15 protein-coding genes are annotated in these 16,266 nt (G+C 35.1%); all 15 read left to right on the top strand.

Features of this window, described 5'->3' with window-relative positions; all coding sequences use genetic code 11:
* Window positions 1-431: 431 nt before the first annotated feature.
* Entirely contained in the window at window positions 432-815 is a 384-nt protein-coding gene (locus tag LXM54_RS24875; protein ID WP_233318626.1) for a hypothetical protein, read from the top strand.
* A gap of 1,314 nt (window positions 816-2,129) precedes the next feature.
* Window positions 2,130-2,669 carry a hypothetical protein gene (locus LXM54_RS24870; RefSeq protein ID WP_233318624.1) on the top strand — a complete coding sequence of 180 codons (540 nt, stop codon included), beginning with the start codon at window positions 2,130-2,132 and terminating at the stop codon, window positions 2,667-2,669.
* A gap of 321 nt (window positions 2,670-2,990) precedes the next feature.
* Window positions 2,991-3,119 (top strand): hypothetical protein, encoded by a 129-nt coding sequence (locus LXM54_RS28125; protein ID WP_267913487.1) that lies wholly within the window; start codon window positions 2,991-2,993, stop codon window positions 3,117-3,119.
* A gap of 70 nt (window positions 3,120-3,189) precedes the next feature.
* Window positions 3,190-4,296 carry a hypothetical protein gene (locus LXM54_RS24865; RefSeq protein WP_233318623.1) on the top strand — a complete coding sequence of 369 codons (1,107 nt, stop codon included), beginning with the start codon at window positions 3,190-3,192 and terminating at the stop codon, window positions 4,294-4,296.
* A gap of 86 nt (window positions 4,297-4,382) precedes the next feature.
* Window positions 4,383-7,640, top strand: coding sequence for a MucBP domain-containing protein (locus LXM54_RS24860; RefSeq protein ID WP_233318620.1), 3,258 nt, complete (start codon window positions 4,383-4,385; stop codon window positions 7,638-7,640).
* A 64-nt stretch (window positions 7,641-7,704) separates the two neighbouring features.
* Window positions 7,705-8,085, top strand: a complete 381-nt coding sequence (locus LXM54_RS24855) for a hypothetical protein (protein WP_233318619.1) — start codon at window positions 7,705-7,707, stop codon at window positions 8,083-8,085.
* Between the two features lie 15 nt (window positions 8,086-8,100).
* Window positions 8,101-9,309, top strand: coding sequence for a CpaF/VirB11 family protein (locus LXM54_RS24850; RefSeq protein ID WP_233318617.1), 1,209 nt, complete (start codon window positions 8,101-8,103; stop codon window positions 9,307-9,309).
* Window positions 9,306-10,118 (top strand): hypothetical protein, encoded by an 813-nt coding sequence (locus LXM54_RS24845; protein WP_233318615.1) that lies wholly within the window; start codon window positions 9,306-9,308, stop codon window positions 10,116-10,118. The genes LXM54_RS24850 and LXM54_RS24845 overlap by 4 nt, the downstream gene beginning before the upstream one ends.
* Window positions 10,118-10,861, top strand: a complete 744-nt coding sequence (locus LXM54_RS24840) for a hypothetical protein (RefSeq protein ID WP_233318612.1) — start codon at window positions 10,118-10,120, stop codon at window positions 10,859-10,861. The genes LXM54_RS24845 and LXM54_RS24840 overlap by 1 nt, the downstream gene beginning before the upstream one ends.
* 23 nt (window positions 10,862-10,884) lie before the next feature.
* Window positions 10,885-11,247, top strand: coding sequence for a hypothetical protein (locus LXM54_RS24835; RefSeq protein ID WP_233318610.1), 363 nt, complete (start codon window positions 10,885-10,887; stop codon window positions 11,245-11,247).
* Window positions 11,248-11,318: 71 nt separating this feature from the next.
* Window positions 11,319-11,462: a hypothetical protein gene (locus tag LXM54_RS24830; RefSeq protein WP_233318608.1), complete on the top strand. Its 144-nt coding sequence runs from the start codon at window positions 11,319-11,321 to the stop codon at window positions 11,460-11,462.
* Between the two features lie 33 nt (window positions 11,463-11,495).
* Window positions 11,496-11,639, top strand: a complete 144-nt coding sequence (locus LXM54_RS24825; protein WP_233318606.1) for a hypothetical protein — start codon at window positions 11,496-11,498, stop codon at window positions 11,637-11,639.
* Between the two features lie 119 nt (window positions 11,640-11,758).
* Window positions 11,759-12,265, top strand: coding sequence for a WxL domain-containing protein (locus LXM54_RS24820; RefSeq protein ID WP_233318603.1), 507 nt, complete (start codon window positions 11,759-11,761; stop codon window positions 12,263-12,265).
* A gap of 58 nt (window positions 12,266-12,323) precedes the next feature.
* The gene (locus LXM54_RS24815) at window positions 12,324-13,370 is read left to right on the top strand and encodes a WxL protein peptidoglycan domain-containing protein (RefSeq protein WP_233318601.1); all 1,047 of its coding nucleotides are present in this window, start codon (window positions 12,324-12,326) and stop codon (window positions 13,368-13,370) included.
* A gap of 23 nt (window positions 13,371-13,393) precedes the next feature.
* Window positions 13,394-16,246 carry a WxL domain-containing protein gene (locus LXM54_RS24810; protein ID WP_233318599.1) on the top strand — a complete coding sequence of 951 codons (2,853 nt, stop codon included), beginning with the start codon at window positions 13,394-13,396 and terminating at the stop codon, window positions 16,244-16,246.
* Window positions 16,247-16,266 lie beyond the last annotated feature (20 nt).

The following is a 16,266-nucleotide window of genomic DNA, read 5'->3' as shown; positions in this document are numbered from 1 at the left end:
TTTATATTCTATGATTATTTTATTAAGTAAAAGATAAGAAAGTTTCTCAAACAAAGGATCCAACTGTAAGTGAGCGCAAGCAGCTTTGTATTTCTAATATCTCTTCTGAACAAGACCTTACATATGAAACAGTAAAAAAAGCATTTGATGGATTACTAGATAGCTGAGGTACATACTGATTACGGTACACATTATGAAATTGTAGATTAGGCTAAGTTTAACCAAATAGTTACTAGTAAACATACTGAAAAATCAACATATTTCCTATTCCTATAGCGTTATTTAAGGAAAAAATATTTGGACAATTAATCAAGTAGCGTTATCATAAAGGACCAATACTTCTACTTAAACTGAGCGAATATTTTCAAGTTCAACTGAGAACTAACAGGAGAGCAGTAGAAGATGTCCAGCTGATTAAAGGGTCAAGGAAGATGTCCTATCTAAAGGGAATTTTAAATACTACAGCTAAAAGAGTAAGAAACTGTTTACTAATAATTAATAATGTATACTCTTTTATTCCAATTTGCGTAAAGTTGAAAGTTCCTTCTTTAGCACATCGTAATAGAAGAAGAACTTTTATACAAGTTTGCATTGAGAAATACAAATTCAGTCTAAATGGTTCTTGTTTTAGTCAACTTGACGAAAATAAACAAAGAAGGACATTTGCTGATTGCAAAAAAGAAATGGCTGCTAGAATTAAAAATGCAAAAATCCCCTTGAAATGGCGTGGAATGAAGGATATTGAAAGATCTATTAGCAGGATGTTAAATCTGTCTGCTCATACTAAAGTTGTCAATTTATCGAAAAAATTTTGAATTACACTATTTCTTCTGTTGCTGATAAATTTGAGGTACTCCAACTTAATAGTCAGTTGAATTCTATTAAATCTATTGGGGCATATGTAAATATTTGCTTTGCGAAGGTTTTTGAAGACTATCAATAGCTTTATGTACTGTGGAAGAAAAGATTGAAATCATCAAAAATACATAACATAAAATGTATGGTAAATATCCACCGTTTTTAATAAAAAATTAGGGAATAGAAAAAATCAATAATATCACTTGCCTTTTCAAAATATCAATCTGAAAAGGTTTTTTGATATTCTAGATTTTTTTAATTTTAGCAAGACATTAAATATTATTATTTAGTTTTTCATTATTTTATGTTAAAAATATGAACGGATAGTAAAGTAAGATTACTATAACTGTATTTATAAATATCTGAACTAGTTAGAATTGGATTTAAAGAGATGTGGAAATTGAATATTGTATTTTCAAACTTGTGAAAAGGTGAATATTGTATTTAAGAAAATAATAAAATGGCATAGAACCATGGAACACATGGACTCTAGACTTTTTATCGTTTTCCTTATATATTTTGTTTTTTATTATTATATGTATAATTTATCTTAATTGTTTTATATATATTATTCGATATTGATGTGATTAAAAGGTTATAGATAAGGTCTGATACCGGAGGGAACAAAATGTTCTACTATTGTAAGTTTAATCATCTACTTGGATTATTTTAAGTAAATATTCAAGGTTCCATAGTATTTTACTTAGGCTGTATTACAGGTAATATTGATCAAAAGTACTATTAATAATCTGAATGTCTACTCAGCAGATCAGCTATGTAAATGGAGATGTTAGGCTATTGTAACTAGATTTAGTATTAGGTTTTATAGGTCTAATTTACTTTAAATGTTCACAATTTTAACTTTTTTTCGTGAAAAAAGTCATAAATTAGTTGACCTGTGAAATGTTGTTCGATATAATTTGAATAACAATTATATTTCTTTTGTTTTTGTATATACAATTAATCAATTAAATGCATATACAAAAACAAAAAAGAGGCGACCGTATTTAATGATTGGAGTCATTTAATACGATATGGCTCACAATAACAATTGGAGTTGTTAGTGTGAACTGCCCCTTACTGTGTTGTAATGTTACAACAACAAGATTATTATATAGATTTTTCGGGGAATTTTCTACTATTTTTCAGTGGTAAATAAATCTATATTATATTTAGTTGTATATTTTACGATATAGAGGAGCTGTTAAGACTAACTTACAATGTCTTAACAGCTTTTTTGTTTTTGTAAAAAAATTATGGGAGGGTTAATCGTGAGAAAAGAATTTCTGATAGACAGGGAAATGAGCTTAGATGAAATTTTTATGAATGGCCATGAAATACGTTTACTTGATGGATCAATTCGACTGGTAAAAGGGAAATATTGTATTCATCAAACAACAGGTTTAAAACGATATTTAAGTGAAGTATATGACTATATTCGTAACGTAAAAAATAATAATGGCGTTATTATCGCTAAAAGATTAAATGAGCAATCTAAATTATTGTATATGAGTTCTGCATTTAAACCGTTTAAACCACAAAGAAAGAAAATTCAAGTTTCTGTATCTCCTGTAAAGTATGAGAAACATGAAGTGTTAGAAAAAAGGAAAAGGTATTCTAATTTCAAAAGAGTGGGTAAATGTGTTCCAGTGTCGATCAATGTAAAAGATTTAATTGTAAATGATAAAGAAATCTTAAAAAGAGAACTAATCACTGCTGGTGCAAACTCTGTTCGATTTTATGAAAGTGACAAAGGGACATTGGTAGTAGTGGAACCATTACATATTATAGAGAGCTTTAAAAAAAGATAAGTTGATAGGATTTAGACGTTTGTCGTGATGACAAAAAATAATTGAATATTAGGAATAGTCCTTCCTCCATAAACATAGTTGCCATGCAATGTTTATGGGTGAATAAGTTCTTCTTGGTGCGAGTGGTTTTAAACCTGTAGACAGCAAGCAATGGCATTTACATTAGCAGATTCAGTTTAGCTATTTTTTTAAACTGGATACTCGACTGCTATAGAGTTGTGTGAGTAACGACTGCTATAAACTCACAATATATTTTGGACATTTATCATGCTGAACGTGTGAATCTTATTAACTTATCATGAAACGTTGGAGGTTAAAGGGGTGAGAAACGATGATACGATAACAGCAGAAAAACATGATTTTGTTAGAGGACTGACAATAGGAATGTTGTTAAGCATTCCACTATGGCTTTCCTTTTTTGGATGGGTAAAAATCATCATCCGATTATAGATAATTATTCCTGGTATTTAGATGTATGATAGAATGATATTGTCAATAATTAGATAATTGGAGGTACGTTATGAAGAAAAAGATACTTCTTTATAGTTCAATTGCAATAATATTGGGAAGTGGGATAGGTGGTTTTACCTATAATCAAAAAGTGGAAGCCGAAGAAGCAAAACAAGAACAAATAAGAGTAGAAAATAGGGAAGACGCAGAAAAATCCCTTGCGGCTTTATATAGTGAAGATAAAGCCATGTTAACAGATGAAGATTTTGATAGTAAGTGGAAAAAAGCCAAAGCTGCGATTGACAAGGTAGCCGAAGGAAAAGACAAAAAACAGCTTTTGAAGCAATTAAATCAAGCAGAAGAATTGAGTAAGCTGGATTCGGATGTAGAGGACCTAATAAAAGAAGGTGTTGTTGGTAAAAATGCTACCCTAGAGCAGTTGCAGGACCTGACTAAAAGAGTTGCGGAAGTGAAAGATTGGAATGAATCCATCTTTAACAACTTATCAAAGCAGTTAGAGGAAGCTGATAAGCAAATTGCTGCCATCAATGAAGCTACAAAGAAAGTGAAAGAAGCAGAAAATACGTTAAAAGACAAAGACTATAATGCTGCATCTGATCTTGTGGCGAAAGTGAAAAATGAAGAGAAGAAAAACGAATTAACGAAACAGTTAAAAGCAGTAAATGAAAAAGTGGTTGCGAAAGCAGAAGCTGAAGAAGAAGCGAAACGTCAAGAGGAGCAAGCTGTTGCAAAAGCAGCAGAGCAAGCTCAAACGAATACACAAGTAAATCAAAATGCTACTTCTAATAATGTAAACTCAAGCACTGCTTCAACATCTAAAAGCAATAATTCTTCAACTGGTAGTTCAAGCAACTCTAGTAATGCTAACAACTCAGTAAGTTCATCAAGTACGTCTAGTGGTTCATCTTTTTCTTCTAATAAGTCAACTAGTTCAAGCAACAACTCTAGTTCTTCTAGTAAGTCGACTAGTTCAAGCAATAATTCTAGTTCTTCTAACAAGTCTAATAGTTCTAGTAATAATAACTCCAACAGCGGAAAAGTTTCTAATGTGCAGAAAACTGGGGAGGGAGTAATTAACACTAATGGGAGTAATAAAACAGCAGAAGAAGGGTCATCTACCTACGAGAAAGGAACTTTTGAGTGGGGCGGTTGGTGATTTAAATTGAATAAATTTTTAGTAGTCTAGTATTTAAATATACTAGACTTTTATTTTGCCTTTAAATAGAAATTTGAGGTGATTAAGTGGGGAACAAAATTAAGAAATTTAGTTATAAAGTGCTTTCACTATTTGTAATAACAACTTTCATGTTACAAATTCTAGAGTACCCAATGTCTGCTTTAGCAGAGACAATATTGAATGAGTCAATAAACATTGATACAAGAAGTGGAAAATCTGATGATTCAGTGGTTGAAGGTGAAAAATTAGAAGTGGTTAAGGAAACTTCTAGTATAAAAGCAGTTGAGGATTTGACTGGTAGGAAATACGTATCAGGAGATGAACCTATAACAAAACCAACTTTAGAGGAAGTAGTTGGAGAAGATGAAGCGAAAGAAGATATCGAATACCTAACTGTTAACGAAAAAGGGGAATTATTGTATGGCGATGAACCTTTATATGTTGGTGCTGGCAATGAAAAAATTCCTGCAAAACTAGATGACTTGATGAAAGAAGGGGTAAAACAGAAACTTACTGTAGCGTCAGCAGTTAAAAGTGTTGTTTTTGGTAAGTCTGTAAGTGCTGCATCTGCTCCTGACATTGAATATCGGGGACAAATTAGTTATGGTGGTTCAATTGTTGGTGATTTCCGAGTTAATGGGGAACAAGCTTTTTGTATAGAACATGAAAAACCAACTCCAGGAACTGGTGCATTATACAATGAACCAACTCCTTATGACAATGCTAAAGTAGCTAGAGCTTTATACTTTGGTTGGAATGGACCTGAGAATATTTTTGGAAATGATAAAAATAGAGGTATAGTAGTTACATCACTAATATTGTCTAGATTGTATAACGGAGATTATGCAGGAGGACAGAGTATTTCTGGGTATGAGAAACTTTGGGATTTATCACAAAATGGAGAAATACCTGATGACGATGTTTCTATGTATAGAGAAAAGTTGACTGTTAGTTTTTCAAATGGGGTTCAAAAAACTCAAACTACCAAATTTGAAGCTGACAAAGCGAATACATTAACTTTTAAAATACCTGACGAAGTAACATTTGTTAATGAAACAGATAATAACTACACCAAACGAGGCGGGAATGTAACAGTTTCAGGTGGAGATTGGTTCTACTTTGAAGCACCATCCGACTTTGGAGGTAAACTAGATACAGGAAGTATAAAAGGCTCGATGAAGGGTTATCAACCATTAATATCTGTTCCTAGATCTTCTGGATACCAAACACTTGGTTATGGAGATTGGTTTACTGACCCTGCCCAAACCGTTAGAATTCAAGCACAGTTCGAGAAACAAGAAGTAACCATGTGGATAGACCACAAGGATAGAGAAACTGGTGAAAAGATTCTGGGTGAGAAAAAAACCGTTACGATCGGAGATGGCTACACCGCATCTTCTAAAACTGGTCTGGAGTCAGATGGGAAAAAAGCAATCCTAGATGATGATAAAACTAAGAAAGGGACAGTTCCTGACAAAAACTTTACAGTAACTTTCTATTACACAACGGAATGGGATGTTTATGCGGAGTATAAAGATTATCAAACGGGTGAAACCATTAGAAAGACGGATAAAATTGGAACATATAAAGTAGGCGATAAGTACAGTTTTAATGCTAGAACAGATATTACGTATAACGATATTGCATATAAGTTACGAGGTTCTGCCGCTAAATCTGGTACCACGCCAAGAAAAGATACCACCATCACCCTTTATTATGATCCTTATGTGTGGGTGAATGTGTGGGAAAAGAATATGTATCCAGAAAATGATGTGTTTCATCACATCAAAGAAAGATACAAAGTAGGAACAACGAATACATTTACGGCTCCAAACATGCATGAATTGAGTGGAAATAGAATTTATGATTTGTTTGGAAATAATACGGTTTCGATTAAGACTCCGCATAACAATGATGCTTCTCATACCTTCGATTATAAGCTTCGAAGAAGTGTAACCGTTCATTATTTGGATGAAAGAACGGGAGAAGAAGTGGCGAAAGCAAAAACGTATACCATACACGAAAAGGACAAATACTCCGAAAGTCCAATTACAATAAAAGATGGAGAATATACGCTGCGTTATGTAAGGACGGATGGGGATTCCGAAAGTGGAACAATGGGAACAAGCAACCTAGTCATTAACTATTATTATGACAAGCCATTGATCAAAACAGGCTTAGAAAAAGTGCAAATATATACAGCGAAAGCCGAGGAAGGTTTACCCGTACGTATCTATCTTTCTAACGTAATTAATTACAAAGGTGATATTAGTAAAATAAAGGATTATAAAGATACGAATAAAACAATAAACGTTTCTTTGTATCAAGGATCTACCAAGATCACAGAAGAGAAATATACGGCTTCTACTCTTCCAGAGTACCTAGAGTTCAAAATTCCGAAAGATAAGTTAGCCGTAAATGAAAATAAAACCTATACGGTTAAGCTAGAAGGATTTAATCCGAATGATTTTGACGTGATAAAAGGGAAAGAAAGCCTGGAAACAAAGGGGTACACTTCTTTTGAGGGGACAGTTACATTTGATGTAAACAGTAATGCTCAACATGAAGACAGTAAATCTTATGTCGTTATGACAGAGAAAACACCTGAAACTACCATGAAATCTTACTATGAAACGATCCAATATAAGGCGAAGCCTTTAGGAAAGAAACGAACTGGTTATGGGGTAGAAACAGAAATAACGTTTGATTACACCAATGAATTGGGGACCGATTATCAATTTGCAACGAAAGTTGCGGAAAATAATCTTTCTTTCTTTGCTCCAGAGAGTTTGAGAGATTCTTACCTGGATTATCCGACAGAAGATGCTCATATCAAAATGGATTTACTCAATACCGAAACATCGAAACAACAAAATGGCGATTTTGTCCGCACCAATGCGTTTATCTTCCCTCATGTGAATGTGGAAGATTTTACAGGAAATCTCTTCACAGATGAACAAGTCGCGAATAAAAATAGCCAAATTAAAAGAGAGCTAAAGGATGGCGGCCATAAGTTTTATACGCCAATCTGGGGGGATTTAGGCACCTATGATGTTTCTTACCAGTCTTCGGACGTGGGAGCTAACAAAGTTCAGATTCATTTAAAAGATAACCTAAATATCTTTGCTCACTTTAAAGTTCACATGGATTCGGAAACGATCGAACAGGATGCCATTATGTTCGAGCCAATTAATAAGGATGATCCATTTCCTAACGGCATACCAGATGATTGGACAGAAGAAGATGTAAAAAACTTAAATGAACTGTTAAATGAAGAATTAGACACAGGAGATTTGAGTCACTTGTTTAATTTCGGATGGTAAAAAAATAGAAAGATGAAAAGAAGGTACACGAGGTGTTCCTTCTTTTTTATGGGGTGATGATCAATTGAGGGGATTTGTTACAACCATCTTCATCATATGGTTAGGATTTTTCCTTACTATTAATCTGACAAATTACTACGTAGAAGTATTTAAAAAAGATTCCATTGTTTTGGCGATGGTGGAATCAGCTAAGATTGCCAGTATTACGAATGTGGACGATAGTTCGAGAATTTTAGAAGGACATGCAGAAATTGAACAAGAAAGCTTTGAGTCTTCCTTTGAACAGCAATTTAAAAAGAATGTAGATATGAATATAGGTTTTAACGATTTTCAGTACCAATATATCAAAAATGCAGATGAAAAGATCATGGCTGTTGGCGTCAAAGTGACAGATGAAAAGGGAACACAATACAGCACGGTCCTGAAGGATAATACGATTAAGTAAAGGATGAATAAAAGAATGACTTTAATTAGTGAAGAAATTATTAAAGGAATAAAGGATCAACTGAAGGATCAACATCCTGAGGTGTATCTGGAGGCTTTTTTATCCGAGGAAGCACGCGAAGTACTAAAGATATTAATTAAAGACAAGAATAAGATATTGCTCGCAGATGAAGAAAAATTGGAATATGTGATTCAAGAAATTGTAGGTCTGGGTGTCATTGATGAATTATTAAAAAAGCACGAAACCACCACGGATATTTCCTTCAATGGTACCTTTTTAACGATTGAAACACCTGAAGAAAAATGGATACACGAAGAAGAAATCACGGAAAACTATATTAATAAGCTGATAACGAAATTTGCGAATGCAGTTGGTAAAGGATTTTCTCCCAAAGAACCTATTTTAGATGCAGGATTAGGTTATTTACGTATTAATGCCGTGCATAAAGTGCTTAGTCCGTATGGAACAACGATGTCCTTGAGGGTATCGAAACCTAAATTAGCGCTAAACGAAGAAAACTTTGAGGTTTTTGCTCCATTCTATATGTTGGATTTCTTTAAAGCAGCAGTTAAAGCAAGAAGTAATATTGTTATTTCAGGTGATACAGGTACAGGGAAAACAGAATTAGCTAAATTGCTGACCAGTTATATTCATAATGAAAAAATTATTGTTGCGGAAGACACCTTAGAAGGGCACTATAAAGAGCTATTTCCTGATAAAGACATTATGAGTTGGTTGACTTCTCCAGGGTTCACTTATAAGGATCTCATTAAAGCAGCATTACGAAACAATCCAGTATGGATCAATATTGCGGAGACAAGGGGAGAAGAAGCGTATGAGATGATTCAAGCTGTACTATCTGGACATCGCATTATTACGACAGCTCACACAGTAGACGCAAGGGCAACGCCAACACGTTTCGTCAACATGGCGAAAATGGGCTATCAAGTAGAGGAACAATCGTTGAAAGAAGATATCTATCGATACTTTCAATTTGGTTTTCATATTAAGAAAAAGAAAATCAATGGAAAAACCGTTCGGTTTTTATCCGAAATTGTGGAGTATTTAGAGGGAGAAAAAACATTAACTGTTTTTGAAACAGAGGAAGATGGTGATAACTTTATCTATCATGTGGGAAATTATAGTGAAGCATTCTCCAAAAGATTAAGAGAGTTTAGTGTAGATTATCAAGGTTTACCAAAGGAGGCGTTCCTTACTACATGATATTAAAGAAAAAGAGAATCATGACCATTGATGAAATCAATGCTTATCAAATCGCGTATGGAAAACCCATCCAAAGAAAAGAATTACTAACATCCATTTTTAAACCGTTTATTGTTTGTTTCGCTCTCACCTTTATTCTCTTTTGGACCTGGTGGGTGGCATTGATTGGTGGACTAATCGGGATGATTTATGGATATGCCGTGTTAATTCCGCAAAGTGTCAAAAGGGTGTACGAAGAAAAAGCCTTTCGAGAAAGAAATAACTTTATCAATTACATGACGCAAATACTAACCAACAACGATAGAACGATTGTACAAGCCATTCAGAAGGTACGAAAAAGAGCCAGTGGAGAATTCCAAGAAGATCTCTCTAGGTTAGAAGCTGTTTTAATGGATGCCAATGAAAACGAAGCAGTCGACGCCTTTAAAGTTTTGGAAGAAAAGTATAAGAGCGATGTGGTGTTTACTCTGTATCTGGAACAGTTAACGACCGCCCTTATACAAGGAAGAACCAACGTAGATTCTATTAAAGATATCAAACATTATCATAATCAGATAAAAGAAAAACAAGGGGAGTTTCTAAAGGCAAAACAAGGAAAAGCATCGGACTTTCGATTTATGGCTAAAGTCAGCTTTATCTTTATTGCCGCCTTGATCTGGAGCTTTGGGCTAAAAACATTCATCGATGTTTATGCTCATTATCCGATAGGTTGGGCTTCCTCCATTCTATTTTTACTTTTATTAGGATCGATTTATCATTCCTTTGTCAAAAAGATGGGGGATGACAGTATTATGGAGGTGAAAGTTTAATGGAGAACACGGCTAAGGCTCCTAAGGAGCCTTTCTTCTTAAAGTTTCTGGAACCTGACTTAGAATCTATGTTGAAAGAAATGAGATATGGACCAGAAGTTTTAATTCGCTTTCAGAAAAAGCGGGTTTATATGGGGATAGGATATATTGTTTTTGGGTTATGTCTTTCTGTATTTAGTCCCTTCCTTATCTTATTTGGCTTATTATTAGCTGTCATGAATTGGATGAACGCGTATAAAAGAGTGAAAAGAATGTATAATAATGCTTCTTTTCTTAAACAATTTGCTTTTTCGAAGTTCTCGCGTACGTTGCTTCCGTATTTACTCCAATCGAATGCGACTTTGTACAGCGTATTTAACGGCATGTTAGCTGCAAACCGAATTGAAAATGAACATTTAAAAGGTTGCTTAGAAAGATTGATTATTGAAATGAATGACCATCCAGAATCAGAAGAACCTTTTAAACGATTTGCCAGAGAAGCAAGTGGGACAGACAATGCTGAATTGTTTATGACGACGCTTTATGACTTCTCTCAACATACCTTTGACTCTAGTATTCTAGTGGAACTAGGGAAAATGGCAACCGATGATTTATTTAACGGGATTAATCAGGTAACCCAATTTAAGTTAAGAAAATTCGATATGAATCCAACCAAACTAACCATGATTAATCTAGTCTTGATAGCTGGTTATATGGCTTCCTCGGGTCTTCACTTAATATTAGAGTTGTTCCATTCCTTATAAGAAGCTTAGGAAGGAGGAGTTTTATGATTGACGGTAGTATTATGACAACAGGGCGAATATTTATTAGTTTTTTCATGATTGCCCTTATGTTAGGCGTTGCGGTATTTTTATTTCAGCTTCAACAAGTGAACAATTATAAACAATATGTTAATTATCAAATAGAAAGAAATGGTGGTTTAACCGAAACCGCCGTAGAAAACATCAATACGTATAGTGAGGACCACTTTCAAAACGTATTTAGTGTAAGTAGTGCAAAACTGAACGAGAAGGTACCTTATGGGTCTATTGTTGAGTACAAGGTGGAAGGAAACTTTAGCCTTATGTATTGGGACTTAGAACCAATTACATTAAGTAATACAGGGGCCGCACTTTCTCTTGTTAAATAGGTAGGAAAAGGACTAGTTAAAAAACTAGTCCTTTTTATATATTATTAGATGTTTTTAAAGGAGGTGGCAAAGTGGTAGATCAAAATACAGACCGATCAGGTTGGGGAATGTTGGCGTTAGTAGGTTTAGGATTAGCAGGACTAATTGTGAAGACAGCTTATCCAGAAGTGGGGGATATGTTGGTAGATAACATTAAAGCTTTATTTCTAGGTTAATCATAAAAAACAAAAATTAAAGGAGATGGCAAAATGGTAGATCAAAATACGGACCGATCAGGTTGGGGAATGTTGGCATTAGTGGGGTTAGGTTTAGCTGGATTAATCGTGAAGACGGCTTATCCAGAAGTAGGAGATATGTTGGTAGATAATATTAAATCCTTATTTTTAGGTTAATTTTAAAAAAAACGGAAGAATTCTAAAGAATAGGAAGGAGAAAGGATATGTCTATTGGTTTCAATAGTGTCTTTAAAAAAGTAGTAATCAGTTTATTTTTGGCGGTCTTGGTCTTTTTAATGGTCCATATGCCTACTTATGCCGCGGAGAATACGACCACCACCAAAGCGACCATCGTGGTTAATGGAGGTGCCAGAACAATCACCACCAATGATAGTGTGTCACTTCCAGCTGTTCCATTGAGTGGTCACCAACAAATTACTTCCACGGAATTAGATGAATTGAACTTAATCGATGCCAGTGGTACAGGAACGGCTTGGAGAGTAGATGTTTCTTCCACTCCTGTTAAAGCAGGAGAGAAAAGCCTGCATACTGGTTTATTGAAATTGGATAAAGTGCAAAGTGCTGAAAAAGTGGATGTTACATCGTCAGATGTGCCTGTTTCTACCACAACAGGACAAGCCATTGTAGATAGTGGGGCAGTGACGATCTTAAAGGCAGATAGTGGGGATGGAATGGGCTCTTATAAAGCGAACATGGGGAAAGTATACTTAACGGTTCCAGCTAATACGTATGCAGGAACATATAGTGTCGATTTAACTTACTCCCTTGTAACGGCTCCTTAATCATCAATAGTAAGGTGGTTGGGGTTTCCCAACCACTATTTTTTATGGGAGGAAAGAAATGAAAAAGTTGTTCCAAATTATAGGTGCTTCCTTATTGATTTTCCTTAGTTTATTCATGTTAGAGTCCAAGTCATTTGCTTCTAGTTTGGATTTTGATGTTCAACCAGTTGGAAAAGAACATGAAGCATTAGGCTATTTTCAAATGGATACAAAACCTGGATCAACTATTACTGTACCCGTGAAAATAGAAAATGTTTCGGATGAAAAAATCAACGTGAAGGTGTCCTACTTAAATGCATTAACGTCGAATTACGGCAATATCCAGTATGTTGATAAGACGGAATTAGGTAACTCTTCCTTGTTAGATTCTCAATATGGACTGGCTAAATACATAACAGGAGATACGCTTGTCGAATTGGAAAAAGGAGAGTCTAAGACAGTAAAATACAGCATTACGGTGCCATCTACTGTGACGAAAGGAACGATACTTGGTGGTCTTTCCTTTAAAAAGGCGGATCGAACCAGTAATTCCGAGGATGATAAAGGAATCAAGATCAACAATGAGGTAGAAAGAGTAATAGGTATTCAATTAAATCTTGGGGAACCCGAAAAAGTACCAGTTTCCTTACAAGATGATATCGAACTGATCGAAAACTCTTCCCCGCCTTTTATAAATATCGGATTAGAGAATAAGAATCCGAGTATTGTAGATGGGGTTTCCGTGAAGTATACGGTCACAAAAGGGAAAGAAGAAGTATTTCAAGGAGAAGTCCTACCCTTTAAGATGGCTCCAAAAACGAAATTTAAGCTGCCTATCGAGTGGGGAAGCAAGTTTGCTTCAGGGGAATATCAAATAAAAGTTTCCCTAGATGTTAACGGCGAGACAGTGGAAAAGAATTTTTCCCTGAATGTAACCAATAAAGATGTGAGCAGCAGTGAAAATATAATTGATGTAACCCAAAAAGATGGAACGGAAAGTCCTTTATACTTAACCATTATTCCTTTAATAATTGGGTTAATATTAGGGTTTGTTTTGTTCTGGTTCGTTTTATTCTGGAAAAAGAAAAAGAGAAAACGAAAGGAAGAAGAGACCGCAATACATTAAGTAAGTGTTGGGGGTAGGAAGGTTTGAATAGAAGGATAACGATTAGTTGCTTAATTCTGTTTCTGTTATTGTATTTAGTTCCTGGTATAAGTACAAAAACAGAAGCAAGTAATTTAGTTTTAGGAGATCCAAATAATACGAGATACAGCTATTCACAAGGTAGTTCCTACTGGAATACCTCAAACATACGAGAATGGCTGAATAGTAACCAGGAAGTGGTTGGATACACAAGTAATCCACCAAGTGAAAAGAATCTAGGCACGCAAGCTTATGATAAGGAAGCAGGTTTTTTATCTAACTTTACTAGTGAAGAGCAAGATGCCATTGCGGTAACGGAGAGACGTTCCTTTATTAGTGGGTATGATTCAGCAGTAAAGGAGGCTGGTACGAATAATGTAAGTAGAACCGATGCTTACATGACGGGTTATTTCTTGCAGAATATATCGGTTAACTTAGATAAGAATTGGAAGAACATTTATTACAGAACGGTAAAAGATAAAGTATTCAACTTACAAATTAATGAGTTATATGAGTACGTCCAGAAAAGAAATATAGCCTACACGAAAGAACCTACAGCTAAAGTGAGGTCTAAGTACAATGTAAGTGCAGCTTATTATCCTTGGATGTCTAGCCATGTAAGAAGAGATGTGTATGCAGAACAGTTAATCGCAGGCTACGACAATAATACATTGAATAGTGTCAATATCTCTTCCAATTTAGGGGTAGCTCCAGCCTTACATTTAAAACCAGATTACACCTTAAGTAGTGGAAAGAAGGTAAGTAATTTAGAAATAAATGAATTAGTTTCTTTCGGAAACTATGAAGGAGAAGCCATTCAATGGAGAGTGATCAATAAAACTCCAGATGGATATGCACTTCTTTGGTCGGAGAAAGTGTTAACCATTAAACGCTTCGATGCACCAGGAGACGATACATTAGCAGAATCCAACTATATAAACTTTGATAAGACAGATGTTTCCATTGTAAATGACTTAAACTATTACAATAAAAGTGGAGACACAACCGAGCCCGTCATGGAAGTAGTTAATAAAACGGATTTAGACAAAATGCAAAATGGCTCCTGGGATGTGGTATTAAAAGCATCCGATAATTCAGGAATTGAATATATCGAAGAAGTAAATGGGGAGAGAGTGTATGGCGATACCATCACTCGTAAGGTAGATAAAAATGGTTATTACTATTTTCGAGCAAAAGATAAAGGCGGTAACTTCTATGGGTTCTTCCTACCGATAGGGAACGTCAATGTACCCTCCAATGTCTTAATCACTACTTCTGCAGATGGCTGGACAAATAAAGATGTCACCGTAAATATAAAAGCTTCCAATGTTAATGTAGGTTGGAGTATAGATTCATCTACCATTAGTAATATGAGTGGATCAAGCTCACCGAGCTGGCCGACTTATACGACTTATGCGGGAAAGCGAATTAAATTGGCGGGAACGGCAAGACTTATATCTCATAAAGCCGATGTAGGAAATTATGTGACGGCGATTTCTTTAGAAACCAATTATCGTGTCGCAAGTGGAACTAATTATTATTTAAATAGAGATTATCCTATGAGTGCTTCCATTCCATTAAAAGATTTATTAGACGGACAGCCTAAAACGGTGGAGAAAATAATCACGGTACGAGGCGATTATTATAACAATTTGATAACGAAAATTAGATTTAATACCAATCCGATCCAAAATGGGAACTACACGGTAGAATGGACCAATGTTAAGGCTGAACTATTAGATAATGAAGACTTCTCCATTGATAAAATCATTTTACCTGATGGGAAAGAAATAAAAAGTAATGAATATACCGATACCTTAACATCTGATGGAAATTATACGTATCAGGTAATCGATACTAGGGGCATGGTAACGGAGAAAACAGTATCCGTTAAGATTGATAAGGGAAAGCCAGCTATGGATATAACAGGAATTTCTACTAAGACAACAAATAAAGATGTGGATCTACAGGTAACATCCAATGACAGTTTGAGTGGTGTGAAACGAATTCAAAAACCGAATGGGGAATGGGAAAACACCAGCCAGCTAACCTATAAAGTACGACAAAATGGAACGTATACCTTTATAGTCGAAGATAATGCTGGTAATCAAACAAGCAAAAGCGTGACGGTTAATAATATAGATAAAGAAAGCCCCACGTTAAAAGTAGATGTCAAGCCACCAAGTGCGGGTAGAGTTTATGTTGCATATAGTGCAACAGATACATCAGGCATAAAAGAAATAAGAGTGCCGAAGGAACTGAAAAAGGATGAATATACGGATGAGTATTATTTTTCAACAGAAGGTACCTATGCATTTGAGGCGGAAGATCAGGCAGGTAACATCACAACCAAAACCATCGATGTAACAGGGAGTTCTGATTTGTTTTTTGAAGTCAGTAACAGCATTGACGCAAAGGCAGAGTTAACAGGGACTGGATTAGAAGAATATATCAGCGATACAGATTTGGTTCTTCATATAGCAGATAATCGCGGCAAGGGTTATAACTGGAAGTTGAATGTTATCGGGACCCCATTAACCAATGAAAATGGAAAAACGTTAAAAAGTAATTCTCTTCAGATCAAAAAGCCGTATTTAAGCGCCGCAAATGCCTTGTATGAATCAACCGATACACCCGATCTTCTTATCAATAAGTGCTATATAACGGTGGACACCCCGTCACCATTGCGCATTGCCGAAACAGATGCGGAGTCAGGAAAGGCAAATGGTGGCTGGTATATTATCTTTAACTCCCTTTATGAGGAAGAAAAGAAGAATGTGAAGGTGGATTTACCTGCCAATGTGTATAAAGGAACCTATGAATCTACGATTACTTGGCAATTAGTGACTGCCCCGTAATGGTAAAAAAATAAATAAGT

The organism is Bacillus sp. Au-Bac7, assembly GCF_021341655.1.
GTDB lineage: Bacteria > Bacillota > Bacilli > Bacillales > Cytobacillaceae > Niallia.
This window is presented reverse-complemented; position numbering and strand designations above follow the sequence as displayed.